The 25,677-nt window shown below is 62.1% G+C and carries 20 protein-coding genes; 15 read left to right on the top strand and 5 right to left on the bottom strand.

The features are described 5' to 3' along the window. The coding region (locus NKI61_RS04240) for a transposase (protein ID WP_502899843.1) at positions 1-324 on the top strand (324 nt) is incomplete at its 5' end. Between the two features lie 354 nt (positions 325-678). Here NKI61_RS04240 and NKI61_RS04235 read toward each other — a convergent pair. Next, the gene (locus NKI61_RS04235; RefSeq protein ID WP_352626658.1) at positions 679-1,485 is read right to left on the bottom strand and encodes an undecaprenyl-diphosphate phosphatase; all 807 of its coding nucleotides are present in this window, start codon (positions 1,483-1,485) and stop codon (positions 679-681) included. A 169-nt stretch (positions 1,486-1,654) separates the two neighbouring features. On the opposite strand from NKI61_RS04235, the gene NKI61_RS04230 reads away from it, so the two are divergent. The 8 genes from NKI61_RS04230 (at position 1,655) to NKI61_RS04195 (ending at position 10,207) form a co-directional block, all read left to right on the top strand. Beyond that, complete coding sequence (locus tag NKI61_RS04230; RefSeq protein ID WP_023681225.1) at positions 1,655-2,347, top strand: glutathione S-transferase family protein; 693 nt, start codon at positions 1,655-1,657, stop codon at positions 2,345-2,347. Further along, on the top strand, positions 2,328-3,482 hold the full coding sequence (gene queG / locus NKI61_RS04225; protein ID WP_352838884.1) for a tRNA epoxyqueuosine(34) reductase QueG: 1,155 nt from the start codon (positions 2,328-2,330) through the stop codon (positions 3,480-3,482). Before NKI61_RS04230 ends, queG begins: the two co-directional genes overlap by 20 nt. After that, positions 3,479-4,579, top strand: a complete 1,101-nt coding sequence (locus NKI61_RS04220) for an SDR family oxidoreductase (protein WP_352838883.1) — start codon at positions 3,479-3,481, stop codon at positions 4,577-4,579. Before queG ends, NKI61_RS04220 begins: the two co-directional genes overlap by 4 nt. 46 nt (positions 4,580-4,625) lie before the next feature. Further along, positions 4,626-5,708, top strand: a complete 1,083-nt coding sequence (gene mepA / locus NKI61_RS04215; protein WP_502899841.1) for a penicillin-insensitive murein endopeptidase — start codon at positions 4,626-4,628, stop codon at positions 5,706-5,708. A 153-nt stretch (positions 5,709-5,861) separates the two neighbouring features. Further along, on the top strand, positions 5,862-6,881 hold the full coding sequence (locus NKI61_RS04210; protein WP_023687565.1) for a glucokinase: 1,020 nt from the start codon (positions 5,862-5,864) through the stop codon (positions 6,879-6,881). A gap of 266 nt (positions 6,882-7,147) precedes the next feature. Next, positions 7,148-8,245, top strand: coding sequence for an ABC transporter ATP-binding protein (locus NKI61_RS04205; protein ID WP_023702109.1), 1,098 nt, complete (start codon positions 7,148-7,150; stop codon positions 8,243-8,245). A 31-nt stretch (positions 8,246-8,276) separates the two neighbouring features. Further along, positions 8,277-9,440, top strand: a complete 1,164-nt coding sequence (locus tag NKI61_RS04200) for a mandelate racemase/muconate lactonizing enzyme family protein (protein ID WP_352838881.1) — start codon at positions 8,277-8,279, stop codon at positions 9,438-9,440. Between the two features lie 23 nt (positions 9,441-9,463). Beyond that, positions 9,464-10,207 carry a ribonuclease activity regulator RraA gene (locus NKI61_RS04195; protein ID WP_352838880.1) on the top strand — a complete coding sequence of 248 codons (744 nt, stop codon included), beginning with the start codon at positions 9,464-9,466 and terminating at the stop codon, positions 10,205-10,207. Positions 10,208-10,290: 83 nt separating this feature from the next. Here the strand turns inward: NKI61_RS04195 and NKI61_RS04190 are convergent, their stop codons facing one another. Together NKI61_RS04190 and NKI61_RS04185 are read right to left on the bottom strand one after the other, a co-directional pair. Further along, a complete protein-coding gene (locus tag NKI61_RS04190) occupies positions 10,291-11,427 on the bottom strand; it encodes a DUF930 domain-containing protein (protein ID WP_352538570.1) in 1,137 nt (378 codons plus the stop codon). 141 nt (positions 11,428-11,568) lie between these two features. Beyond that, entirely contained in the window at positions 11,569-11,724 is a 156-nt protein-coding gene (locus tag NKI61_RS04185) for a YjiS-like domain-containing protein (protein WP_023681184.1), read from the bottom strand. Between the two features lie 234 nt (positions 11,725-11,958). On the opposite strand from NKI61_RS04185, the gene NKI61_RS04180 reads away from it, so the two are divergent. The 6 genes from NKI61_RS04180 to NKI61_RS04155 all read left to right on the top strand — a co-directional run bounded on the left by NKI61_RS04180 (position 11,959) and on the right by NKI61_RS04155 (position 17,587). Beyond that, on the top strand, positions 11,959-12,828 hold the full coding sequence (locus NKI61_RS04180) for a LysR family transcriptional regulator (RefSeq protein ID WP_352538571.1): 870 nt from the start codon (positions 11,959-11,961) through the stop codon (positions 12,826-12,828). 318 nt (positions 12,829-13,146) lie between these two features. Continuing rightward, complete coding sequence (ftsZ, locus tag NKI61_RS04175; protein WP_023702103.1) at positions 13,147-14,127, top strand: cell division protein FtsZ; 981 nt, start codon at positions 13,147-13,149, stop codon at positions 14,125-14,127. A gap of 454 nt (positions 14,128-14,581) precedes the next feature. Continuing rightward, entirely contained in the window at positions 14,582-15,223 is a 642-nt protein-coding gene (locus tag NKI61_RS04170; RefSeq protein ID WP_352538572.1) for a hypothetical protein, read from the top strand. A gap of 183 nt (positions 15,224-15,406) precedes the next feature. After that, the gene (locus NKI61_RS04165) at positions 15,407-16,378 is read left to right on the top strand and encodes an SDR family oxidoreductase (protein ID WP_023687856.1); all 972 of its coding nucleotides are present in this window, start codon (positions 15,407-15,409) and stop codon (positions 16,376-16,378) included. Positions 16,379-16,647: 269 nt separating this feature from the next. After that, positions 16,648-16,965, top strand: coding sequence for a hypothetical protein (locus NKI61_RS04160; RefSeq protein WP_023687854.1), 318 nt, complete (start codon positions 16,648-16,650; stop codon positions 16,963-16,965). Between the two features lie 193 nt (positions 16,966-17,158). Next, a complete protein-coding gene (locus NKI61_RS04155) occupies positions 17,159-17,587 on the top strand; it encodes a GFA family protein (RefSeq protein WP_081839719.1) in 429 nt (142 codons plus the stop codon). 84 nt (positions 17,588-17,671) lie between these two features. Here the strand turns inward: NKI61_RS04155 and NKI61_RS04150 are convergent, their stop codons facing one another. Both NKI61_RS04150 and NKI61_RS04145 read right to left on the bottom strand, forming a co-directional pair. Then, positions 17,672-19,708, bottom strand: coding sequence for a PAS domain-containing hybrid sensor histidine kinase/response regulator (locus tag NKI61_RS04150; RefSeq protein WP_352538573.1), 2,037 nt, complete (start codon positions 19,706-19,708; stop codon positions 17,672-17,674). Positions 19,709-19,757: 49 nt separating this feature from the next. Beyond that, positions 19,758-25,469, bottom strand: coding sequence for a HAMP domain-containing protein (locus tag NKI61_RS04145; RefSeq protein ID WP_031198412.1), 5,712 nt, complete (start codon positions 25,467-25,469; stop codon positions 19,758-19,760). Between the last annotated feature and the right edge of the window lie 208 nt (positions 25,470-25,677).

Below are 25,677 nucleotides of genomic sequence, written 5' to 3'. Positions count from 1 at the left end.
GCGGCACAAGAAGCGCGGCGCAAAATCAACAAGGAAGCCAGGGCCAAGGGCAACAAGGTTCAACCGCAGACGCTGATTGCGGCCGGCTTCGTCCTGCTTGTGACCTCGCTTGACCGGGAGGAGTTTCCCGCCGATACGGTCCTCAAGCTCTACCGCATGCGCTGGCGCATCGAACTCGCCTTCAAGCGCCTGAAGAGCCTGATCGGGCTGCGCTCTCCTCCCGCCAAAGACCCAAGGATCGCAAAGCCTTGGATCCTTGCACACTTCCTCATCGCGCTTGTGACCGAACCCCTCTCGCAGGAGTTGGGTGTCTCTCCCCCTTGAGCGACGGGCGCCCGCTGCTGTGGCGCGCCACCCGCCAGATCGTCGCCTCTCTGATCGCGACCATCTTTACTCAACCTTCCTTGGCGGCCCTGCGCCAAAATCTCCATGCCTTGCGATATCGCTGGCGCGAACCACCACGAAAGCGCAAATTTCAGTCCATGCCAAAGCTATCTTAGCGCCTATGCCCTTGTGGGGAGGGTCGGCGAGCGCTCGACGCGAAGCGGAGATTGTTCGACGGGGCGGGGGTAGCGCCCTACAAGGACCCCCACCCCGATCCGCTACGCGGATCGACTGACCGGGGCGAGCCGCCTGTCTCGCCCGTCCTTCGGACCCCCACAAGGGGGAGGGTAAAGCTCACCCCCAAATGAAAAGCGCCACCAACCCAACCGCTCCCACCACCAGGCGCCACCAGCCGAACAACGAATAGCCGTTGCGCGAGACGTAATCGAGCAGGAAGCGGACGACGATCAGCGCGGTAAGGAAGGCGGCGATGAAGCCGATAGCGATGATCGGCAGGTCGGCGCTGCTCAGCACGTTGCGGTTCTTGAACAGATCGAAGGCGAAGGCGCCGACCATGGTCGGGATGGCGAGGAAGAAGGAGAATTCCGCCGCCGCGCGCTTGTCGACGCCCAGCAGCAGCGCGCCGACGATGGTCGAGCCGGAGCGCGACGTGCCGGGGATCAGCGACAGGCACTGGAACAGGCCGATCTGCAGGTAAAGCCTTGTCGGGAAGCGCTCGACATCACGGTAGACCGGCTGCAGCTTCATGCGGTCGACGACCAAGAGCACGACGCCGCCGATGATCAGCATGATGCAGATCAGCCTTGGCGATTCGAACAGCACCGTCTTGATGAAATCATGCGCCAGCGCGCCGATGATGGCGGCCGGCAGGAAGGCAATCAGGATGCCGAGGACGAAATGCCGCGTCAGCCGGTCATACGGCAGGTCGAGCAGCATGTGCCACAGGCGGCGGAAATAGACGCTGAGGATCGCCAGGATGGCGCCCAGCTGGATCAGGATCTCAAAGGCCTTGCCGGTGGAATGGAAGCCGAGGAAATGGCCGGCGAGCAGGATATGGCCGGTCGAGGAGACCGGGATGAACTCGGTCAGCCCCTCCAGCAGGCCGAGCAGCAGGGCTTCGACGATGGTGTGGCTATCCATGGCAACCTCGGCATTCAAGGGACGGAAGGAAACGGCTGGCAAAAGGGCTTGCTTGTCACGGCGCGGAAGTCCCCCTATAGGTCGCAGCACCGTGACGGCCGCATGACGGGCCGCCAAGACTTACCGGTGCGGACGGCGATTCGCCAGTGCGCCTTAATATCGCGGAATCATGCTGACGCTTTTCCATCACCCGATGTTCGCCACCTGCCGCTTCGTGCGCCTCGCCTTCGGCGAATATGGCGAGGAGCTGGCGCTGATCGAGGAAAAACCGTGGACGCGGCGCAAGGAGTTTCTGGCGCTGAACCCCGCCGGCACCTTGCCTATCCTGCTGGCCGAAGGCGACGTGCCGATCGTCGGCGCCATGGTGATCGCTGAATATCTCGACGAAACACGTGGTGTCCTGAAGCGCGACAAGCGCCTGTTTGCCGAAGACCCGATGCAGCGCGCCGAAATCCGCCGCCTGACCGACTGGTATCTCAACAAGGCCGAGAGCGAAGTGACCCGGCATCTGGTGCGCGAGCGCGTGCTGAAGCCGGTGATGCCGGAAACGGCGGGCGGCGGTTCCCCCGATTCGGCGGCGATCCGCGCGGCGCGCGCCAACATTCGCCAGCACATGAAGTACACCAACTGGCTGGCCGGCACCCGTCATTGGCTGGCCGGCAGCAAGGTCACCTATGCCGACCTGGCGGCAGCGGCGACGCTGTCGGTGCTGGATTATCTCGGCGAGATCGATTGGCGCGAGCATGCCGCGGCGCGCGAATGGTACACGCGGGTGAAATCGCGGCCGTCGTTCCGGCCGCTGCTCACCGACCGGGTGCGCGGCCTGTCGCCGGTGTCGCATTATGCGGACCTCGACTTCTAGAAGCCAAACCCTGCGCGCGCTGGTCGACGCCGAGGCGCGGCGCGCCGGCTTCGATGCGGTTGCCATCACCACGCCCGGTGCGATCCCGCTGGCGCCGGCCAGATTGGCCGAATTCATCGCCGATGGTTTTCACGGTTCGATGGCGTGGATTGCGGAGACGCTCCAACGCCGCAGCGAGCCTTCGACGCTGTGGCCCGAGGTGCGCTCGATCATCGTGCTGGCAATGAATTACGGGCCCGACCACGATCCGCGTGCGCTGCAGGCAAGACGCGACCGCGGGGCGATCTCGGTCTATGCGCAAAACCGCGACTATCACGAGGTGATGAAGGGCCGGCTGAAGGAGATCGCCGGCAAGATCGTCGCGCGGGCCGGCGGCGACGTGAAGGTTTTCGTCGATACGGCGCCGGTTATGGAAAAGCCGCTGGCTGAGGCCGCCGGGCTCGGCTGGCAAGGCAAGCACACCAATCTGGTCAGCCGCGAGCACGGCTCCTGGCTGTTTCTCGGCACCATCTTCACCACGGCGGAGCTCACGCCAGATGCGACCGAGGTAGACCATTGCGGTTCCTGCCGCGCCTGTCTCGACGCCTGCCCGACCGACGCCTTTCCGGCGCCCTACCGGCTCGATGCCAGGCGCTGCATCTCCTACCTGACCATCGAGAACAAGGGCCCCATCCCGCAAGAATTCCGCGAAAAGATCGGCAACCGCATCTATGGCTGCGACGATTGTCTCGCCGCCTGCCCGTGGAACAAGTTCGCCCGCGCCGCCTCGGAGGCCAAGCTCGCCGCGCGCGATGAACTGCGCGAGCCGCCACTGGTCGAGCTGTTGCAGCTGGACGACACGGCGTTCCGGACCTTTTTCTCCGGCTCGCCGATCAAGCGCATCGGCCGCGATCGTTTTGTCCGCAACGTGCTGGTTGCCGCCGGCAATTCCGGCGATACTTTGCTGGCTGACCCTGTCCGCACCCTCCTTGGCGACGCCTCGCCGCTGGTGCGCGGCGCGGCGATCTGGGCGCTGGCGCGGCTGGTGACGGCCGCCGAATTCAACGGGCAGGCGGCGATCTACTTGAAAACCGAAACCGACACGACAGTGCAGGACGAATGGCTGTCCGCATTGCCAATTGAGGCGCACGCATGAACGAAAAGCAGGTTTTTATCTTCGGCGCCGGCTATTCGGGCAAAGCCTTTGCACGGGCCAATGCGGGCTGGCACGGTTTGCGCACTACGAATACCCCCACCCCTAACCCCTCCCCACAAGGGGGAGGGGAACTCGCGGAAGCGCCTACCTTGGCTGACCCAGCGACTGGGATCGGCAAGAGCGCGCGGCAGCGTTCCCTCCCCCTTGTGGGGAGGGGTAGGGTGGGGGTCCCTCTTCACAAGAATCTCATTTTTGGCACCACGCGCTCAGTGGAAAAATTCGACGCGCTACGGCAGGCCGGCATCGCCCCGCTGCTGTTCGACGGCGTGCTGACGCCTGAGATCAGCGACGCGCTAGAGAAAGCCACCCACCTCATTATCTCGGTGGCACCGGAGGAGGCCGGCGACCCTGTGCTTCTCGCCGCGCGCAAGGCGATCGAGGCGATGCCGGCGCTTCGCTGGATCGGCTATCTCTCGACCGTCGGCGTCTATGGCAATTATGACGGCGCCTGGGTCGATGAAACGGCCGAGTGCCGGCCGGTATCGAAACGCTCGGCCATGCGCGTGGCAGCCGAGCGGGACTGGCTGCAGCTTGGCCTCAAGACCGGCAAGCCGGTGGCGATCCTGCGGCTTTCCGGCATTTATGGGCCGGGACGCAACGCGCTGGTCAATCTGGAAAACGGCACGGCCAGGCGGCTGGTCAAGCCCGACCAGGTGTTCAACCGCATCCATTGCGACGACATCGCCGGCGCGCTCTGGCACCTCATCGGTGGCAATAGAGGCGGCATTTTCAACGTCACCGATGACGAGCCGGCGCCGCCGCAGGATGTCGTCACCTATGCCGCTTCGCTGATGGGCGTCGAGCCGCCGCCAGAGATTCCTTTCGAGACCGCCCAACTTTCGCCCATGGCGCGGTCCTTCTATGGCGAGAACAAGCGCGTCGCCAACGCCGCGATCAAGGCAGCGGGCTACCGGTTCCGCTATCCGGACTACCGCCAGGCGTTCGATCGGATGTGGGCCGACGGCAGCTGGCGCGACGGCGAGCCGCGCAGCCCGATGAAGGTAGATAATCGAAACGCGAGCCCGAGGGTGATATGATTCGATTGTGTTGCGGACTTTTGCAGTGGGATTCATGACGATCTCGATGCGATCCTTGACCGGCAGACGGCCGTTCCTGACGGCGGCGCTGGCGATCCTGGCGCTGGCCGGGCTGGTGGCGGGCGCAATCACGGCCGAGCCACGGGCAAAAGACCTGTTCGGCGCCAAGAAGCTGCCGGCGGTGGCCGCGGCGCAATCCTTCGGCTTCTATTCAAAGGGCTGCTTCACCGGCGGCGTCGCCATTCCGATGGACGGCCAGAACTGGGAGGTGATGCGTCCCTCGCGCAACCGGCGTTGGGGTCATCCAACGATGATCGCGCTGATCGAGAAACTGTCGCGCGATGCCGCCGCCGACGGCTGGCCGGGGCTGTTGATCGGCGACATTTCGCAGCCGCGCGGCGGGCCGATGCTGACCGGGCACGCCTCGCACCAGATCGGCCTCGACGCCGACATCTGGCTGACGCCGATGCCCGACCGCAAGCTCACCACCCAGGAGCGAGAAAACATCAGCGCCACTCTGATGGTCGACGACAAGACGCATCTGGTGAAGGACAGGCTGTGGAAGCCGATGCACACCAAGCTGTTGAAGCGCGCCGCGAGCTATCCGGAAGTCGAGCGCATCCTGGTCAATCCCGGGATCAAGAAGAAGCTGTGCGACACCGTCACCGGCGACCGTACCTGGCTGAGAAAAATCCGGCCGTTCTGGGGCCATGACTATCATTTCCACATCCGCATCGGCTGCCAGCCGGGCTCGCCCAACTGCAAGGGGCAGGAAGCGACGCCCGACGACGACGGCTGCGGCAAGCCGCTGGCCTGGTGGTTTACCGAGGAGCCGTGGCGGCCCAACAAGAACCCGGACGCGCCCAAGGCGCGCGACCTGATGACGATGGCGAACCTGCCGAAACAATGCCAGTTCGTGCTCGACCAGCCCGACGCGGACTCGGCGGAAGCCGTCACCTATCGCGGCGGCGGCGTGCCGATCGCCGCCAGGGCGCCGGAACCCGACGCGCCTCCGCCTATTGCGGGCAATGCGGGCGGCTTGCCAAACGCAGCCAACGCCTTCACCGCCACGCCGGAGATCGGCATTCCCCTGCCAAGGCGACGGCCGCCGGCAAACGTCGGACAGTGATGGCGAACTGACGCTTTCCCTTTCCGGGGCCATGCGCTAGTCAATCGATTGAAAACCGGGGCGATTGAAAACCGGGCGATTGAACACCGGGCGATTGAAAAACCGGGCGATTGAAACGGTCGCAACGGCGCCGCAAAGGGGACGAGCAAGAGCATGTCAGGCGACGACGACACCGCGTTGCGGTTTCCAGTGCTGATCGGCGACATCGGCGGCACCAATGCGCGCTTTTCGATCGTGCTCGACGCAAATTCGGAAGCCGGTGAGCCGCATATCGTGCAAACCGCCAATTTCGCCACCATAGACGAGGCGATCCAGGCGGCGGTGCTCGACCGATCGTCCATCCGGCCGAATTCGGCAGTGCTGGCGATCGCCGGACCAGTCGATGGCGACGAGATCCCGCTTACCAACTGTCCCTGGGTGGTGAAGCCGAAGCAGATGTTTGCCAATCTGGGCCTGGGCGACATCGTCGTGCTCAACGATTTCGAGGCGCAGGCGCTGGCCGTCGTGGCGCTCGGCGAAGAGCATATGGAAAAGATCGGCGGCGGCACGCCGGAGGAGAATGCCGGACGCGTCGTGCTCGGCCCCGGCACCGGCCTCGGCGTCGCCGGGTTGGTTCATGCCCTCCACCACTGGATCCCGGTGCCTGGCGAAGGCGGCCATATGGATATCGGTCCGCGGACGCCGCGCGATTTCGAGGTGTTCCCGCATATCGAAAAGCTGGACGGCCGCATTTCGGGCGAGCAGATCCTGTGCGGGCGCGGTCTGGTCAATGTCTACCGGGCGGTCGCCAAGGCCGACGGCAAGCCGGCGCCGTTCACCACGCCGGCCGAAATCACCGGGGCGGCGCTGGCCAAGACCGACCCGGTTGCCGAGGAAGCGCTGGCGCTGTTCGTCACCTGCCTCGGCCGCACCGCCGGCGACCTCGCGCTGGTGTTCATGAGCCGCGGCGGCGTGTTTTTGACCGGCGGCATCGCGCAAAAGATCGTTCCGGCACTGAAGGAAGGCAGTTTCCGTGCCGCCTTCGAGGACAAAGCGCCGCACAGCGCGCTGATGGCCTCGATGCCGGTCTATGTCATCATCCACCCGCTGGCAGCGCTTCTGGGCCTTGCCGCCTATGCCCGCAACCCGTCGCTGTTCGGCGTCCAGACCGCGGGGCGGCGCTGGCGCACGTAATCCATTTCGTCCCGAACATGGGTCTGTTCCTGGAAATGGCTGCCGCTTTCGTGACCCTGACCTCGAGCCGCGACGAAGTTTCGCCATAGGCAAGCCGTAGCCGGGGCGCTAAGAGGGGGCCGAATTCCAGCCTGGCATCAATAGATGCCGGTTGATTTCAGATCGAATCGACCTGAAATCATCCGGCTCTAAATCAAAGAGATAGAGCATGATGTCGTCCGAAAACCGCTTCACACTTTTCGGCATCATGCCGTAGGGAGTTGCCGATGGCCCACGTGGTCCTGAGAGATCTCGTCAAGACCTATGGCGGCTTCAAAGCTGTCAACGACGTTTCGCTGACGGTCAATGACGGCGAGTTCGTTGCGCTCGTCGGCCCTTCGGGCTGCGGCAAGACAACCACGCTCAATCTTGTCGCGGGATTGATCCCGGTCACATCGGGTGACATCGTCATCGGCGACCGCGTGGTCAACGACCTCGACCCCAAGGACCGGGACATCGCGATGGTGTTCCAGAACTACGCGCTCTACCCGCAGAAATCGGTCTACAAGAACCTGGCGTTCCCGCTGCAGATGCGCAAGCTGCCCAGGGACGAGATCGACAGGAAGGTCAAGGAAGCGGCGCGCGTGCTCGACATGACGCACCTGCTCGAGCGCAAGCCGCGCGAACTTTCAGGCGGGCAGCAGCAACGTGTCGCCTTGGGGCGCGCCCTCGTCCGCGACCCTGCCGTTTTCCTCATGGACGAGCCGCTCTCCAACCTCGACGCCAAACTGCGCGTCCAGATGCGCTCGGAGATCAAGCGCTTCCACCAGGACCTCAAGGCGACCATCATCTATGTCACGCACGACCAGCTCGAAGCCGTGACCATGGCCGACAAGATGGCGGTGATGAACGGCGGCTACCTGTTGCAATACGATTCTCCGGCGCAGGTCTTTGCCCATCCGGTGAACATGTTCGTCGCCAGCTTCATCGGCAGCCCGGCGATGAGCCTTGTTCCACTGGAGGCATCGACAGCAAACGGCAACACTGCGTTGACCGGCGCGGAGGGCTGGAGCCTTGAGCTCTCGCCCCTCAACGCCCGGAAGGTTGCGGGGGCAACGTCGAGGAAAGTCGTGCTCGGCGCACGTCACTCGACCATCAGGCTCCACAAGAGCGCGGCGCCAGGCAGCGTCCCGGCCAAGGCCTATACAGTGGAGCCGACCGGAGACGTCACCTTCGTGCAGGCGTTGCTGTCAGGCGCCATCGTCAACATCAGCGTGTCCCCCAACATCTCCGTCGCACCTGACGAGCAGATCTGGCTCGAGTTCGACCAGGAGCGGCTGCATCTGTTCGATGGCGAAACTGAACTGGCCCTCAAGGCCGGCTGAGACAAGACGGGGTTCATTGGGAACGTTGGGGATGACTGAAAAGCTTAAGATCACCGCGATCAAACCCTATCCTGTATGGGTTGGAACGCGTAATCAGATGCTCGTCAAGATCGAGACCGACCAAGGCGTCTTCGGCTGGGGCGAGAGCGGCTTGAGCGGGCGCGAAAAGGCCGTTGCCGGCGCGGTCGAGCATTATCGCGAGTTTCTCATCGGCCGCGACCCGATGCAGATCGGGCGGATCTGGCAGGAGGCATATCGCAGCCAGTACTTCGAAGGCGGGCGCGTTCTGCAGGCGGCGATTTCCGCCATCGACGTCGCCCTGCACGACATCAAGGGCAAGGCGCTGGGGGTGCCTGTCTACGAACTGCTGGGCGGCAAGCAGCGCGACCGCATCCCCACCTTCGCCTCGACCGGAGACGAGACCGAGGGCGACGTCGCCATCGAACGAGCCCGGGAGCTGCGCGCACGGGGGTGGCAGGCGATCCGCTTCTTCCCCGTAGGGCAAAGCAGCAGGGACATCTTCGAACCCCGAGAGTCGATCGGCGCTACCGCGAGCATGCTGAACAAGGCGCGCGAGGCGCTGGGCGACGACGTCGTCCTCGGCATCGACTATCATCATCGGCTGTCGGTGGCAGAGGCGGCGAGCTTCTGCAACAAGCTCGGCCGCGGCGTGCTTGATTTTCTCGAGGAGCCGATCCGCGACGAGACACCTGAAGCCTACGAATCCCTGCGCAGGATGACCGACATTCCCTTTGCCATCGGCGAGGAATTTGCCAGCAAGTGGCAGTTCCTGCCCTACATCGAGCGCGGCATCCATCAGTTCAACCGTCTCGATGTCTGCAATGTCGGCGGGCTCACCGAGGCGATGAAAGTCGCCGGCTGGAGCGAGGCGCACTATGTCGACCTGATGCCGCACAATCCGCTTGGTCCGGTGTGCACGGCCGCGACCCTACATCTCGCCGCCGCGGTACCCAACTTCGCGTGGCTCGAGACCAGGGAACCCGAGACGAAGCTGGGCTTCGACAATTCCGACTTCTTCCCCGTGCAGCCACGGCTCGACGGTCCCGACTATCCGGTCAGCGACCTGCCGGGGCTCGGCGTCGAGGTCAACGAAGCGGCGGTCCGGGCGGAGGCTTTTCGTTTCTGGGAAGCGCCTCACCTCAGGCGCCGGGACGGGTCTGTTACGAACTGGTAGTTCCATCTCAACCGGAGTCCACAATGACGCATATCCCTGAGATCACGCGACCGTCCAAAGACCTCATTGACGCCCTGAGGGAAATCGGCGCCGCGACGGTTGCCGGCACGCTGGGCCACATGGGTTTCCGCAATCCGCACATGGTCGGTCCGGTGGCGCAGAACCATGGGAAGTCGATCGTCGGGCCGGCGCTGACGCTGCAGTTCCTGCCGCAGCGGCCGGACCTCTTCAGCGAGGGAGAATACGCCGACCCGGAAACGCAACTGCACCGGCACGTGCTCTATCACGCGCAGGAAGGCGATGTGGTCGTCGTCGACGCGCGCGGTGACATGAGCTCGGGCGTCTTCGGCGATATGATGTCGACCTATTTCAAGGGCAGAGGCGGCGCGGGCATCGTCATTGATGGATGCATGCGCGACCGGCCGAATGTGGAAAAGCTCGATCTGCCGCTATGGCTGCGCGGCTGGACGCCCAACTACCATGTGCAAACCAGCATCTATCCGAACGCCGTCAACGTTCCGATCGCCTGCGGCGGTGTCACGGTGATCCCCGGCGACATCATAGTGGCGGACGACGACGGGGCGGTTGTGCTTCCCGTCGCAATGGCCGCAAAGGTGATCGAAGAATCCCGGAAGCATCACGATTGGGAAGAGTTCTCGCGAGAGAAGCTGATGAAGGGCGCACCGCTGCAGCGCTACTATCCGCTGCATGACGATGCCCGCGGCGAATATGAGGAGTGGCGCAAAGCCAATCGTCCGGCGGATTGAGATGCAACCACGCGGCACCCAATCACAGCGCCTTGGTGCTACATAAACCAGTCGCCCAGCGCGTGGGCATGATAACGCGCAGGCTATCCCCCCGAATTCTGCCGGCGAAGTTCCTGTTCAAGCTGAGCGCTTTCGGCTGGCGAGGCGGCAGACCCGACACGAGAGTCGAAGGACAACACTCGCGTCGCGTCGGTGTCGACCTCACACCGGAAGCTCACATGGTACCATCCGATCGTTGCGCGAAAGGCCGCATCCGGATCTATAACAATATTGCCCGACTTCAGCGGTCTCATTGGTAGCCACTCGGGAGAAAACTCGGCGCCCTTCAGCTCCTCGGCCAACACGTTGGCGCAAAGTGTGGCAACGCGCTCACCGCGAGACATGCCGTCGGTCGCGGTGGTGCCGAATGCATTGCCGGTAGCGCCGTGCGAGAAGAGCTCGCGGACGCCCGGAAGGCCCGAGTAAGCCCCGGCTGAGGCCACCTCCGTGGAGCTAGGCTTCCTGGCGCCTCCGCCTCCAGGCTTCGAGACCTTTGCAGGGCTGCGCTTCGGCGCGTTTTCGGGCCTGGCCTTCGGCGCCTGGGCCGATGCAGGAAGCTCGATCTCACCATCATCGCCGGGGGTGGCCAACGGCGTCGCGGCTGCCTGCTTGTCAGCATCTTGCGGCTCTTGTTTGTCTGCTCCCTGCTTGCTCGCGTCCTCGGTTGCCTGCTTCTCCTGGGTCGGCTCGGAGGCTGCGGTTGCCGGCTTCTCCTCGGTCTTGGTCGTACCCGCCGGCTCCCCGGAGTCTGGCGACGCGGCGGGTTTGCTCTCGACGTCCTTCGGCTCACCTGGCGGCTTCGTATCCTTGTCCTTGACCGGTGTCGGCGAATTATCCTGCGCGCTGGCTCCATCCAGGGATTTCCTGGGGCCGGTATCCTTGTCGCCGAACTGGAATACAGGTTTCAGCACCTCGAGCGCCGGCGGCTTTTCCGCTACAGGCTTTTCTACTTTCGGTTCCGGTTGCTTTTGCGCTTCAGGCTTTGGAGGCGGCGGGGGCTCAGGCTTCGGCGGTTCGGGTGGCGGGACGAGTGCGACATTGACCGGTTCCTCCTCCTGCGGCTGCTGGGCAGGAACGGGCAGGCCATAGACCAGGAACGCGGTGATGAGCGCATGCAGGACCAGCGATGCGGGCAAGGCCCACAGCATGGTCCGACGCCGCTCGGATTTCTCGGTCTTCATCCCTCACGATGTGGAGCGAAACTGCGGCGGCATCAAGCGTGGCAACCGTATTGGCGCATTCAGCCGCAGCTCAGCAGTGAGGAGACGACGCCTCATTGCTTCTCGCCGCCGGCTCCATTCTCTGCATGCCCGCCTCCACTCTCAGCGACGCAGGCTGGCGTCGCGGGCACGCTCGCGGAGCTCTTCGCGAGAAAGGCCCGCATCCGCCAATATGCTGTCTGGAAGCCGCCTCAAGCTCGCAAGCGTCTGGCGATAGGCAAGCCAGCGGGCGAAACGGTGTCGAAGTTCATGCAACATGATCGTCTCCTTGAGAGCGAAATACCTCACGCTCTTGAGTTGGTCGAAAACGCAAAGCAATCGCGCAAAGCGTATGCACGATCAAAGGATTGGACTGACTTCCTGGCCAACCGAGGTGCCTGTCATTGTCCCACCAGGGCAGGAATTTCCAGCGCCTCCAACGGCTGCATACTTGCGCATGATGTCCGCTTCGCGCTACAGCCACGGTCGCAAGGAGTTTTTCATTTCTGCAAAATGGATATCGGCTGGGACGATCTGAGGTTGTTTCTCGACGTTGCGCGGCTGGGTGGCCTGAGCGCGGCGACGGCAACCACGCGCCTCAGCGCAGCCACACTCGGACGACGCGTCACCGCGCTCGAAAAGCAGATCGGCGAAGCGCTGTTCGTACGTCAGCAGACCGGCTACCGACTAACCCCGGTCGGTGAAGAACTGCTGCGGCGCGCCGAAGACGTCGAAGCAGCAATGCAGTCGCTAACCCGCTGGCGCGAGGGAAACCTGCCCGACCGCATTGTCCGCGTCTCGGCCGGGCCATGGACCTCGGCCTTCGTTTCCACCCATATCGGCGAAATCTGGACCGTCGATGACGGCATCAGGGTGGAACTCGTCACCACCACCGACCGGGTCGACATCGGTCGCCGCGCCGCCGATATCGGCATCCGCAGCGAGCGCCCGACCGAACAGTGGCTGGCCGGCCGTCAGAGCGGCAAGGTCGCGTATGCCATCTATTCCGGACGCCACCTGATCAACGGCATCGCCGCCGGCTTGTTCGTCGGCGTCACCGGCGAAGGGGCAAACATTGCCTCGGCGCGCTGGCTGCAAGCCCATCACGGCGATCGCATCGCCGTGCGCGGCAACAACACCCATTCGGTGCGAGAACTTGTGGCCGCGGGCGCCGGCCTTTCCGTGTTTCCGTGCTTCGTCGGTGACAGCGATCCGCGGCTGGTTCGCGTCGCTCATCCTATCCCAGAACTCGAAACCGACCAGTGGATCGTCACCCACCATGAGGAACGCCACTCCCCGCCGGTACGAAAGATTGCCGACCGGATTGCCGCTCTGATGCGGGCCCATCAGCCGTTGTTTCGCGGCAAGATGCCGATCCGCTAAGCGTCAGGCGTCGATCGGCCGCCAGATTCTCAAGGTTCTGGCGCGTGAGGCGGGCGCGTGAAGCTTGAAGGGGTTGGATCCCGGATTGTGGATTTTCGCTGGCCAGAAGCCGGGCCAATTCCGGAAATTGGCTGGAGACTCGTCCAAAAGGTCGGCTCGTTCAGGCGTATATGGTACAAGTCCCACATCTTGTCTTGCCGCAAAGTTCACCCTCTGATTCCCTGTGCCAAGGCGATAGAACCTGATTCTTGCACCTGGCGTGTTCAAGCGGCGCGTTCCGGGAACTTTTTTATCGATCAATTCCAAGGAGACAAGACGATGAGCACCGCGGCAAGGCCCGTCATCTCGGAAATGCGGCCGAAGATAACCGTCATCGGTGTCGGCGGTGGCGGCGGCAACGCGGTCAACAACATGATTGCCGAAAATCTGCAGGGTGCGGAGTTCATCGTCGCCAACACCGATGCCCAGGCACTGACCATGTCGAAAGCATCGCGGCTGATCCAGCTGGGTGCCCATGTCACGGAAGGCCTGGGCGCCGGGTCGCTGCCCGCGGTCGGCCGCGCGGCAGCCGAGGAATCGATCGACGAGATCAGGGACCACCTTGCGGGAACCCATATGTGCTTCGTGACCGCCGGCATGGGAGGCGGAACTGGAACCGGTGCCGCGCCCGTCATAGCGAACGCTGCACGGGCAGCCGGCATCCTGACCGTGGCCGTCGTCACCAAGCCGTTCACCTTCGAAGGGAAGCGCCGCATGCAAGCCGCCGAAGAGGGCATCGAGCAGCTTCGCGAATGCGCCGATACCGTGATCGTTATTCCGAACCAGAACCTCTTCAGGATCGCCGACGCAAAGACGACTTTCGCGGACGCCTTCGCCATGGCTGATCGCGTCCTTTATTCCGGCGTCGGCTGCATAACCGATCTCATCGTCAAGGAGGGGCTGATCAATCTCGACTTCGCCGACGTGAAGTCGGTGATGCGCGACATGGGTCGCGCAATGATGGGTACCGGGGAAGCCACGGGCGAGGACCGCGCCAGGAAGGCCGCCGAAGCGGCGATAGCAAACCCGCTTCTCGACGAAGCCTCGATGATCGGCGCCAAGGGCGTCCTGGTCTCGATCTCGGGCGGCATGGACATGACGCTGTTCGAAGTCGATGAGGCCGCCACCCGCATCCGCGAGGAGGTCGACGCCGACGCCGACATCATCGTCGGCGCCATATTCGACCGGGCACTCGCCGGAAAATTCAGGGTCTCAGTCGTCGCGACAGGATTGCGGCAGGGCCTGGAGATACCGCAGTAGGCAGGATCCGGGCTGCCGATTTATGAGTCTGGTGGACCTGGTCATGGGCTTCGCCACCGAAAAGTCGGCCCGCAAGCCCGCACCATTGAACTTGCCGGTGAATTTGCGTTGCCGGCCTAGAGACCGAATTTGTTTCGAGGCCGCTGCCACGAATGCGCGAACTCGCATCAGCGCCGCCGCGGAACCGCTCCCAACTGCAACCGCGCCGCGAATGCGCTTCGACCCGGATCCCCAACAGGAGGCCATACAGATTGACCGCGGCAGACATTTCGCCTGCGATATGGCCAGCGTCTGCTGACCACATGATCGGCCCTTTCTGATCGGTGATGCGGGCTCGCTGGATATGGCACAATAAAACCGGCATGGGTCAGACGTCGGGAGCATCCAGTGGCGGCCAGCCTCGCAAGCGCTATATCGAAGAAAAACTCAGGTCGACCCGACAGGAGCATACTCCATGGCTGACACGCCGACACCCGATGCTTGGTTTCTCGCGGCCCTGACGACAGAGCATTTCGTGCAGCAGACAGCGATCAGCACGTCCATAAGTGAAATGGCGTCGCGGACGACCATCTACATTATGGCTCTGTCGAGCGCTCTGGTGGCAACGGGCTTTGTTACGCAGTCCTCCGAGTTCTTCCTGCCGTTTGTCGCGGTTGTGCTGCCATCGGTCTTTTTACTGGGTGCCTTTACCGTCTTGAGGTTGGTCGACATCGCCGCTGAGAACATGCAGGCCCATATCGGCATTGCCCGGATCAGAGCCTACTATCGAACTTTGGGCGACGAGGCTGCCTTCCAGTTTTCCAAGGAATTCGGTCGCTGGCCCGAAAATGACGCCGAACCTTCTCTTCGTACTGGGCCTCTCCTGGCGTACCTGACCACTGCAGCGACTATGATCGCATTCATAAATGCCATCGTCGCTGCGGCCGGCGTTACTCTGCTTGCGTTTCGTGTCGGTGCAGAACTATTGCTCGCGCTGTGTCTTGGTGCCGGAACAGCAATCGGCTTGATGACGATTTTCTATTTATACCAGCGCCTTCGGACGAAAGGCATGGTCCGCATTGCCAAACCCTATGGTTCTGAAAAGAGCGTGCTTTGAGCGGGTAATGAATGTGGTGTTTGTCTGAACGCCACCGGCATGGCAATTCCGATCTCATTGACGACCAATGCTCCACGCTCTTCGCGGGCTGTTCGCAATGGCGAGCCCCTTCGGGATCGAGATATTTGCGCAAACTTTTTTGCCCGGCATGCGTTGTTCGTTCTCCGAGCACAGGAGAAACCCATGCAGACTAAGTCGCAGACTTCAGCTGAAGCCGCCAAGCAACGCCATATCCAGCGTGGTATCGACGCCAAAGACGAGACGAAGAGCAATGGCAAAATGCAACAAGCGATGCAAGCCGGCGCCCGCAAATATCCCGAGCCACCTTTTCCCGAGCAGCATCAACCCAAACCGGGGCATGAATGGGCGATCGAGCCCGCTCCGCTCTACGATGCGCCTTACTACCTCGGATCGAAAAAACTCGACGACAAGGTAGCGCTTATCACGGGTGGTGATTCCGGCATCGGCCGTTCGGTGGCAGTCTTGTTCGCCCGCGAGGGCGCCGACATTGCGATCGTATACTTGAGTGAAGACAGGGACGCCGAAGCGACCAAAAACGCCGTCGAAAAGGAAGGCCGGCGTTGCATACTGATAAAAGCCGATGTCAGTGAACGCGAGCATTGCCGCAACGCCGTGGCGCTGACGGTCGAAAAATTCGGCAGGATCGACGTGCTGGTCAACAACGCCGCTTTCCAAATCCATTCCAGTGACTTCAACGACCTGACCGAGGAACATTTCGACACGACGCTGAAGACCAATCTTTACGGCTATTTTCATATGGCGCAGGAGAGCGTGCCGCACATGGAGCCGGGCTCCGCGATCATCAATACCGGTTCGGTGACCGGCATCGACGGTTCCAAGCAACTGGTTGACTATTCGATGACCAAGGGCGGCATTCATGCCTTCACGCGAGCGCTTTCGGGCAATCTGATCGGCAAGGGCATCCGGGTAAACGCGGTCGCGCCAGGTCCGGTGTGGACGCCGCTCAACCCTTCGGACAAGGAAGCCGACGACGTCTCGAAATTCGGCGCGGATACGCCGATGAAACGGCCAGCGCAACCGGAAGAACTTGCCCCGGCTTACGTGTTCCTCGCCTCGTCGCATTGCTCGAGTTACATCACGGGAGAGATCCTGCCGGTGGTCGGTGGCTACTGAGGTCGCGGAACGTATTTCATTGCATTGGGCTACCGAGTAGACGGCACGCGACGACGTCGTCTCCAGGGAGACGCTTGCCGTGCTCGGTCGCTTCAAGAAACGCGTGATCGGTGCCGTGCGCCGCCGCTACACGGCACCCGCCACGGCTCCGGAGCAATAGCGCTCCGCGTTGGTCGAAATCCTCGCCCGCGTTTTCAGTTTTCTGAATCTCCGCTTGGAACTCTCCCGCCGGCATCCCGTTCAAACATCATTGAGCCAGGAGAACGACCATGCCACGAGGCGACAAATCGAAATACAGCGACAAACAGGAACGCAAGGCCGACCACATTGCCGCAGGCTATGAGAAGCGCGGTGTTTCCGAGAAGGAATCCGAGCGCCGGGCATGGGCGACCGTCAACAAGGACGATGGCGGCGGCAAGAAAGAAGGCGGCTCGGGTCGTGGTAAACACACCGGACACCCCGCGGCCCACAAGGGTGGGAAAAGCGGCGGCAAGGCATCGGCTTCACGGTCAGCCGCAAGCCGATCGGAATCGGCAAAGAAGGCAGCGGCAACCCGCAAGCGGAATGCCGAGCACCATGCCCATTAACTGCCCCGCAACAGGTTCGGAACGCCATGAAACCCAAGCTCGCTAATCAGGTCAGCGGGCAAAGAATTTTCGTCGTCGTGCTCGACCTCGGCGACGAAGGCGTCGGCGCGCTGACCCTTCGCAACCGACCAAAACCTCGGCAGTGCCTCTTTGACTGCGATCGGAGCGTTCGGCGCCGCCTTGATCGATCTTAATGCGTGAGGTTGGCAAGCGCCTACCCGGCTCCTTGGCCATCAAGGGCGGATGTCTCTGTGGCAGGATCCGATTCAGCGCTGGGATCGAACCGAGGGTTCACTACTGCCACTGCGATATGTGCAGACGAGCGACCGGCAGCGCGTTTGCAGTTCTTGCCTGGATGCCCTGCCAAAGCCTGACCTGGAATTCCGGAACGCCAACATATCGAAGGTCTTCGCCGATCGCGCAAAGAGGCTTCTGCCCAGAATGCGGGTCGCCGCTCAGCCTTTGCTACGACGCGTCGCCAACCGAGATCGCGCTGCACGTCGGTACCTTCGATGATCCGGCTCATCTGGAGCCTCGGTACAACTATGGTTCAGCGCAGCGCCTTGGTTGGGTGTGCTGCGGAATAGACCTACCGGACCGCGACACCGAGGAACGCTGGTAGCGCCGCCTGTTGCGAATGACCAAGATTGCCGATCAGGAATGCGGCCCTTTGCGACGTGGCCAGACCGTTGACAACCCCTAAGCGCTAGCCGGTTTTGATCCTTTGGGGGGCCGCATTCTCTATCGCGAGGAAAATCGCTTCGAACAGATCCTCGTCGCGGAAGGGCTTGCCGAGCAAGGGCACGTCGGCCGGCCGATCGGCAATCTCCCGGGCATCGGCATAGCCCGTGATCATGACCGCTGGCCAGTCCGAGCGCAAATTGCGCGCGAAGCGGATCACGTCGACGCCGGATACGAGTGGCATGGCGAAGTCGGTGATAATGACGTCGAACTGGTTGGGAGTGCGCTCCATCATGGCCAGCGCCTCCGCCCCTCCTCCCGCGCAGGTCACCTCGAAACCACGTTGGCGAAGGGACTCGGCGGTCAATTGCCGCAAAACATGGCTGTCGTCGATCAGGAGGATTGATGGGTGCTCCATCCCGGCATCGGCGAACGCTCGTTCAATGTCGGGTTCCACCACAGGATCGACCGGCTGTTCGGTCGATCGTGGCAGCCAGAGTTGCATGGTAGTTCCGCGGTTGACGACGCTTTCTATGCGAAGTGTCCCACCTGACTGCTTCATGAAGCCGTAGACCGTGCTGAGGCCGAGGCCCGTTCCCTTACCGACCGGCTTGGTGGTGAAGAACGGTTCGACGACCTTGGCGACAAGATCGGGGGGTATGCCGGATCCGGTGTCCTTGACGGCGATCATGACATAGTCGCCCGGCGGAATATCCTCTGTTGGCGTCCCGATCGATCGATTCTGCGCATGCACGGTTATTGTCCCGCCAGAGGGCATGGCGTCACGCGCGTTGAAAACCAGATTCATCAAGGCCAATTCAAGTTGGCCTGCATCGACATGCACCGGCCAGATCGTGTCATCGATCTGCCAGTCGAAACGGATCAACCCCCCCAGCACGGGCGCCACCAATCCGTTCATCGTGTCGCCCAGCGCAGCAAGGCGCACCGCTTCCGGCTTCAGGGTCTGGCGCCGCGAGAATGCCAGCATTCGCGCGACAAGGTCAGCGCCTTGTTTTGCAGAACGCCGCGTCAGGTCGAGTACCTGTTGCGCCTGATCATCCAACGTAGCCCGGCGTTCAAGCAGCCCTAACCCACTGAGAATTGCGGCGAGCAGGTTGTTGAAATCATGCGCCAGGCCGCCGGTTAGCTTGCCGATAGCGTCGATGCGCTGGGATTGAAGCAGCTGGTCCTCAAGACCGCGCCGCTCGGTGATGTCAAGCAATGTGCCGATGATTTCCGGTTCACGGCCATCTGAGCCGTCCGACATCACGCCCTGGTCGAGAAAAATGCGATACTCGCCATTGGCGCATTGCCAGCGGAACTCGCACGTATAGGAGCCGGTGGTTTTTGCCGCCAGCAGCGCTTCCTTCAATCGCGGCAGATCGTCGGGATGAACGCGGCTGAGACCGAACTCCGGATCCGATGTCAGGTATTGAGGCGCAAAGCCGGTCAAGCGCTCGACGCCCTCGGTAACAAAGCGCGCCGCGAAGGGTGGCTCGGCTGCCCGAGCATGAAAGCAGACCGGCAACGAATTCAGGATGGCATCCTGCCGTTGCTCGGCGCTGCGCAGCGCGCGTTCGGCCTGAAGCTTGTCCTTGTGCGCCTGCAACGCCTGCGCCAATAGTCCCTGCTCGACCTCCGCCTTGCGCTGGATCTCGAGCGTCTTCTCGTGGAGTTCGACGAAAACCGCGACTTTCGAACGCAGCATGATCGGATCGAATGGCTTGAACACATAGTCGACCGCGCCGGCATCATAGCCGCGCAGCATATGCGCATCCTCCTTGTTGATGGCGGTCAAGAAGATGATTGGGGTGCGCTTGGATTGCTCGCGCTGGCGGATAAGTGCGGCCGTTTCATACCCGTCCAACCCTGGCATGAGGACATCCAGGAGAATGACGGCGAACTCCTCTTTCAGCAGAAAGCGCAGAGCCTCTTCGCCCGATTGGGCGCAGATGACCTCTCCGACAGTCGCGAGCACTTCGCTGATCGCCAGCAGATTGCGCTCATCGTCGTCCACCGCCAGGATGCGGGCTCTTGCCGGCCCTTCGGCAAGAGCTGCCACCTCAAGTTTCCTTACCCTGTTTCTTGCCAGCTTTTGCATCGAACGGCCGTCAGTTCGCTGCCAGGAGAATTTTTTCCGGGCTCTCGACACGGGATCGGGCACGCCCGATCCAGACACGAAGCAGCGCCAGCAGGAGATCCAGGTCGACGGGTTTGGCGATGTAGTCGGAAGCCCCGGCATCCAGACATTTTTGCCGATCCCCCTTCATCGCCTTTGCGGTGACGGAAATCAGCGGGATATGAGCAATCGCCGGTGTGCCGCGAATCCGCCGCATCGTCTCGTAGCCGTCCATCTCCGGCATCATGATATCGATCAATGCCACGTCGACATCGGGCGCCTGTTCAAGAAGCGCGATGCCATCACGGCCCCGCTCGGCATGCAGAACCTGTATGTCATAGGTCTCCAGAACACTGGTGAGCGAATAGATGTTGCGAATGTCGTCGTCGACGATGAGAACTTTCGCCCCGGCGAGATCGGACTTGCCGTTATGTTCAGTTCCTGCCCAGGCCTCTTGACGACCTTCTCCCGGCAGCGTTGCCGAAATATGCAGCGCCAATTGAGCGAAGTTCTCCGCCCGCGGTGCTTCCGCCAAGGCCGGGTTCAATGCCAGTACCTGTTCAAGCGCGTCCGGGTGAGGCGTAAAGAACAGCAGCTGCGGCAAGGCTTCGCCGAATTGGCCGGTGATCTCGTCCAGCGCCTTTGCGTTGTCCTTGGCGGAGCGTCCAAAGCCGAGCACGACGGCATCATAGGAGGCGAGGCCAACGTCTTCTGCATTTGCCGCAACACGACCGATCGCGGTGACCGACGTTACGCCGTCGCGGATTGCCTCGACCAGCGCCAGACGCCGCTCCGGGTCAGGGTCCACGACCAGAACGCGGCGCTGAACGCGGAGCTTCTTCGAGTGGATATCCTGAAACACCTTCATCAGCTCGTCCGAGGAAACGGGCTTGGTGGAAATGCTGGACGCCCCCTTGCGTGCGAGACTGTCGATGTCTTCGGCACCCGAGATGACATGGATGGGAATTCCCCTCGTCTTCTGGTCATGCCGCAGCAGATCGAAAAGCACCCAGCCATCGATATCCGAAAGTCCGAGATCAAGTGTGATTGCGTCGGGAACGAGCTTGCGGGCCAATGCCAGCGTGCCGGAACCTGCAGTCGACAGAACGCCTTTCAGCCCGGCCGACCGGGCGAGGCCAAGCAGCAACCCGCCAAAGGTCGGATCGTCTTCGACGATCAACACGATCCGATCGGTGGGTAGGATTGAATCGCGGTCGTCGATCAGCTCTGCCGAGGGCGGACTGCTGAGCAGAGCTGTCGCAGCAACTGCCTCCGCCGCCGGAGCCAAGGTCGACTGTACTGTCGTCACGCGGGGGCCGTCGAACGGGATGATGAGGGTAAATGTCGACCCCTTACCCGGCGTGCTTTCGACCCGCAATTCGCCGCCAAGCAAGCGAGCGATCTCGCGGCTGATCGAGAGCCCAAGGCCGGTGCCGCCATACTTGCGGCTGGTGGTGCCGTCGGCCTGCTGGAAGGCCTCGAAAATCAGCTTCTGTTTGTCTTCTGGAATGCCAATGCCGGTGTCGGTGACGGCGATCGCGAGAGCCTTCACCGGCTGCGTCGCGCCATTGCGGCGGCCGGCCTTTTCAACCCGGAAGTTCAGGCTGACCTCGCCTTCCGAGGTGAATTTGAATGCGTTGGAAAGCAGGTTGAGGACAATCTGCTGCAAGCGTTTCTCATCTGTGCGGACCGTGTCGGGAAGCGCCGGATCGACCTTGATGGTGAAGCCAAGTCCCTTGTCGGCTGCCAGCTGACGAAAAGTTCGTTCCATATGCTGGCGAAGATGCGTCACCGGCATATCGTTGATGTCGATGGAAACAGTGCCCGACTCGATCTTCGACAGATCGAGGATATCGTTGATGAGGCTGAGAAGATCGGTTCCTGCCGAATTGATGGTGCGGGCGAACTCTACCTGTTTTTCGTTGAGGTTGCCGTGCTGATTGGTCGCCAGCAGGTTTGACAAAATGAGCAGCGAATTGAGCGGCGTGCGCAGTTCGTGGCTCATATTGGCCAGGAATTCGGATTTGTATTTCGACGTGAGCGCCAGTTGCTCGGCTTTTTCCTCCAGCGCGCGTCGCGCCATCTCGATTTCGAGATTCTTGTTTTCGACCTGCTTCTTTTCGTTCTCGAGCAGCTGCGCCTTTTCCTGCAGCTCCTCGTTCGTCGCATGCAGCTCTTCCTGCTTTTTTGTCAGCTCGGTTTGACGCGCTTGCAATTCCGACGTCAGCAGTTGCGACTGCTTGAGCAGGCCCTCCGTGCGCATCGTCGCAGCGATGGTGTTGAGAACGATGCCGACGGATTCCATGAGCTGGTTGAGGAACGACTGGTGTGTGTCACGAAACTCGCCGAACGAGGCGAGCTCGATGACGGCTTTGACTTCATCCTCGAACAGGGCAGGCAGGATGATGACATTGGCTGGCGAGGCGCTGCCAAGACCCGATGTGACCCGAAGGAATTCTGGCGGCACATTGTCCAGCATGATGGCGCGCTTGTCGGCGGCACTTTGCCCAACCAGGCCCTCTCGCAGATCAAGCCGCTGCTTGATGGCAGCTTTGCTCTCGGCGCCATAGGAAGCCGCCAGCTCAAGATAGGATTCCTCCTCGTCGCGATTGGTGACGTAGAACACCCCATACTGGGCGTTCACCAGAGGAGCGAGTTCGGACATGATGAGCCGCGAGACGGTGGCAAGGTCGCGCTCGCCTTGCAGCATGCGCGAAAACCGGGCGAGATTGGTCTTCAACCAGTCCTGCTCGGCATTCTTCAGCGTCTGATCCTTCAGATTGCGGATCATTTCGTTGATGTTGTCTTTCAGCGCGGCGACCTCGCCGGAGGCTTCGACGCTGATCGAACGGGTAAGATCGCCCTTGGTCACCGCCGTCGAAACCTCGGCGATGGCACGCACCTGGGTGGTCAGATTGGCAGCGAGTTGATTGACATTGTCGGTGAGGTCGCGCCAGAGGCCGGCGGCACCTGGCACACGCGCCTGACCACCGAGCTTGCCCTCGATGCCCACCTCACGGGCGACGTTGGTCACCTGGTCGGCAAAGGTGGCAAGCGTCTCGATCATGCCGTTGATGGTGTCGGCCAGCAGGGCGATCTCTCCCTTCGCGTCGACCGTCAGTTTGCGCCTGAGATTGCCTTGCGCGACCGCCGTCACGACATCGGCGATGCCGCGCACCTGATTGGTCAAGTTCGTCGCCATCAGGTTGACGTTGTCGGTCAGGTCCTTCCAGGTCCCGGCAACACCTTCGACGCGCGCCTGGCCACCAAGCTTGCCCTCGGTGCCAACCTCACGCGCGACTCGGGTGACCTCGCCGGCGAAGGAGTTCAACTGGTCCACCATGGTGTTGATGGTCGACTTGAGCTCCAGGATTTCGCCCTTCACATCGACGGTGATCTTCTTCGACAGGTCGCCGCGCGCCACGGCGGTCGTGACTTCGGCGATGTTGCGCACCTGGCCGGTCAGATTCTCGGCCATCGAGTTCACATTGTCTGTGAGATCCTTCCACGTGCCCGCAACGCCGCGCACCTGCGCCTGGCCTCCCAACTTGCCTTCCGTGCCGACCTCGCGTGCCACGCGCGTGACTTCCGAAGCGAAGGAATTAAGCTGGTCCACCATTGTGTTGATGGTGTCCTTCAGCTCCAGGATCTCGCCGCGGACATCGACGGTGATCTTCTTCGAAAGGTCCCCGAGCGCCACGGCGGTGGTCACCTCGGCGATGTTGCGCACCTGGCCGGTCAGGTTGGCCGCCATGGCGTTGACGTTTTCGGTCAGATCCTTCCACGTGCCGCCGATGCCGCGCACCTGGGCCTGGCCGCCGAGCTTGCCATCGGAGCCGACCTCGCGCGCCACACGTGTCACTTCCGAAGCGAAGGAATTGAGCTGGTCGACCATCGTGTTGATGACGTCCTTGATCTGCAAGATCTCGCCCAGCGCGTCGACGGTGATCTTCTGGGTCAAGTCGCCGGTCGCAATGGCCGTTGCCACCTTGGACACGTCGCGCAATTGCACCGTCAAATTGCCGGCCATGGCGTTGACGTTGTCGGTCAGATCCTTCCAGGTGCCACCGACGCCTTCGACATGCGCCTGGCCACCAAGCTTGCCTTCCGATCCCACTTCGCGGGCCACACGCGTGACCTCAGAGGCGAAGGAGTTCAGTTGGTCGACCATCGTGTTGACGGTGTCCTTGAGCTCCAGGATCTCGCCTTTGACGTCGACGGTGATCTTCTTCGACAGGTCGCCGCGCGCCACGGCGGTGGTGACTTCTGCGATGTTTCGAACCTGGCCAGTCAGGTTGGCGGCCATGAGATTGACGTTGTCGGTCAAATCCTTCCATGTGCCGCCGACGCCCCTCACCTCTGCCTGGCCGCCCAGCTTGCCTTCGGTGCCGACCTCGCGTGCCACGCGCGTCACTTCCGAGGCAAAGGAGTTCAGTTGGTCGACCATCGTGTTGATGGTGTCCTTGAGTTCCAGGATTTCGCCTTGCACGGCGACCGTGATCTTCTTGGACAGATCGCCCGACGCGACCGCCGTCGTCACCTCGGCGATATTGCGCACCTGACCGGTCAGGTTCTCGGCCATCGAGTTGACGTTGTCGGTGAGGTCCTTCCAGGTGCCGGCGACGCCGCGCACCTGCGCCTGGCCGCCAAGCTTGCCTTCGGTGCCAACCTCGCGTGCCACGCGCGTGACCTCGCCCGCGAATGAATTCAGCTGGTCCACCATTGTGTTTATCGTGGATTTCAGCTCGAGAATCTCGCCCTTCACGTCGACCGTAATCTTCTTCGACAGGTCGCCCAAAGCCACCGCGGTCGTCACTTCGGCGATGTTGCGCACCTGGCCAGTCAGGTTCTCGGCCATGGAATTCACATTGTCGGTCAGATCCTTCCACGTGCCACCAACACCCTCAACGCGCGCCTGGCCGCCCAGCTTGCCTTCAGTGCCGACCTCGCGCGCCACGCGCGTCACTTCCGAAGCGAAGGAATTGAGCTGGTCCACCATCGTGTTGATGGTGTTCTTCAGTTCGAGGATTTCGCCCTTGACATCGACTGTGATCTTCTTCGACAGGTCGCCCGACGCGACCGCGGTCGTAACCTCCGCGATGTTGCGCACTTGCCCGGTCAGGTTCGTGGCCATCGCGTTGACGTTGTCGGTCAGATCTTTCCACGTGCCGGCGACGCCCTTGACCCGGGCTTGGCCGCCGAGCTTGCCTTCCGTACCGACCTCGCGCGCCACGCGGGTCACCTCGGAGGCGAAGGAGGCCAACTGGCCGACCATGGTGTTGACGATCTTGCCGATGCGCAGGAATTCGCCACGCAGCGGTCGGCCGTCAATTTCGACCATCATGGTCTGCGACAGGTCGCCCTTGGCGACGGCGCCGATAACGCGCGCAACCTCAGCCGTTGGCTGAACCATGTCTTCGATGAGATCATTGACTGAACGGACACTGGATTCCCAACTGCCGGTGGCATTTCGAACCCGGCCGCGCTCGCCTATCCGCCCTTCCTTGCCGACGACCCGGCTCAAGCGCTCGAACTCGCGCGTCACTTGGTCGTTGAGGTCAGCGATCTCATTGAAAGTCTCAGCTATCTCGGAATCGAGGCCTTCATAAACATTGTCGATGCGGACGGAGAAATCGCCGCGCCGGAAGGCTTTCAGAGAATTCAGGATGCTTCGACGGTCCAATTGCTTCTTGGATGCCTGCACGGTCACAGCGCCACTCCAGCCCTATGGATTTATACGGATAAAGTTGCCCCCGCGGCTAATGGTGGATCGCGCCGCAAGACCCCAAACGCGGCATTTTCAATTTTGTTCCATCGTGCCGTGAATTCCAGGCCGACGATTGCGCCTTGGTTTGAACGCCGGATTTCATGATGCGGTTGTGGATTTATCGGGCTTTAGCCGACCACGACAC

This window comes from Mesorhizobium sp. M0514 (genome assembly GCF_040321145.1).
Taxonomy (GTDB): Bacteria; Pseudomonadota; Alphaproteobacteria; order Rhizobiales; family Rhizobiaceae; genus Mesorhizobium.
The sequence above is the reverse complement of the archived record's forward strand: the minus strand, read 5'-3'. Positions and strand labels throughout refer to the sequence as shown.

Excerpts from the sequence above, each read along its gene's own strand:
- NKI61_RS04230 (WP_023681225.1), top strand. The coding sequence starts at position 1,655 with ATGCTGACGCTTTTCCATCACCCGATGTTCGCCACCTGCCGCTTCGTG.
- NKI61_RS04195 (WP_352838880.1), top strand. The coding sequence starts at position 9,464 with ATGACGCATATCCCTGAGATCACGCGACCGTCCAAAGACCTCATTGAC.
- NKI61_RS04200 (WP_352838881.1), top strand. The coding sequence starts at position 8,277 with ATGACTGAAAAGCTTAAGATCACCGCGATCAAACCCTATCCTGTATGG.
- NKI61_RS04220 (WP_352838883.1), top strand. The coding sequence starts at position 3,479 with ATGAACGAAAAGCAGGTTTTTATCTTCGGCGCCGGCTATTCGGGCAAA.
- NKI61_RS04235 (WP_352626658.1), bottom strand. The coding sequence starts at position 1,485 with ATGGATAGCCACACCATCGTCGAAGCCCTGCTGCTCGGCCTGCTGGAG.
- NKI61_RS04165 (WP_023687856.1), top strand. The coding sequence starts at position 15,407 with ATGCAGACTAAGTCGCAGACTTCAGCTGAAGCCGCCAAGCAACGCCAT.
- NKI61_RS04190 (WP_352538570.1), bottom strand. The coding sequence starts at position 11,427 with ATGAAGACCGAGAAATCCGAGCGGCGTCGGACCATGCTGTGGGCCTTG.
- NKI61_RS04180 (WP_352538571.1), top strand. The coding sequence starts at position 11,959 with ATGGATATCGGCTGGGACGATCTGAGGTTGTTTCTCGACGTTGCGCGG.
- NKI61_RS04170 (WP_352538572.1), top strand. The coding sequence starts at position 14,582 with ATGGCTGACACGCCGACACCCGATGCTTGGTTTCTCGCGGCCCTGACG.
- queG (WP_352838884.1), top strand. The coding sequence starts at position 2,328 with ATGCGGACCTCGACTTCTAGAAGCCAAACCCTGCGCGCGCTGGTCGAC.
- NKI61_RS04160 (WP_023687854.1), top strand. The coding sequence starts at position 16,648 with ATGCCACGAGGCGACAAATCGAAATACAGCGACAAACAGGAACGCAAG.
- NKI61_RS04205 (WP_023702109.1), top strand. The coding sequence starts at position 7,148 with ATGGCCCACGTGGTCCTGAGAGATCTCGTCAAGACCTATGGCGGCTTC.
- ftsZ (WP_023702103.1), top strand. The coding sequence starts at position 13,147 with ATGAGCACCGCGGCAAGGCCCGTCATCTCGGAAATGCGGCCGAAGATA.
- NKI61_RS04210 (WP_023687565.1), top strand. The coding sequence starts at position 5,862 with ATGTCAGGCGACGACGACACCGCGTTGCGGTTTCCAGTGCTGATCGGC.
- NKI61_RS04185 (WP_023681184.1), bottom strand. The coding sequence starts at position 11,724 with ATGTTGCATGAACTTCGACACCGTTTCGCCCGCTGGCTTGCCTATCGC.
- NKI61_RS04155 (WP_081839719.1), top strand. The coding sequence starts at position 17,159 with ATGCGTGAGGTTGGCAAGCGCCTACCCGGCTCCTTGGCCATCAAGGGC.
- mepA (WP_502899841.1), top strand. The coding sequence starts at position 4,626 with ATGCGATCCTTGACCGGCAGACGGCCGTTCCTGACGGCGGCGCTGGCG.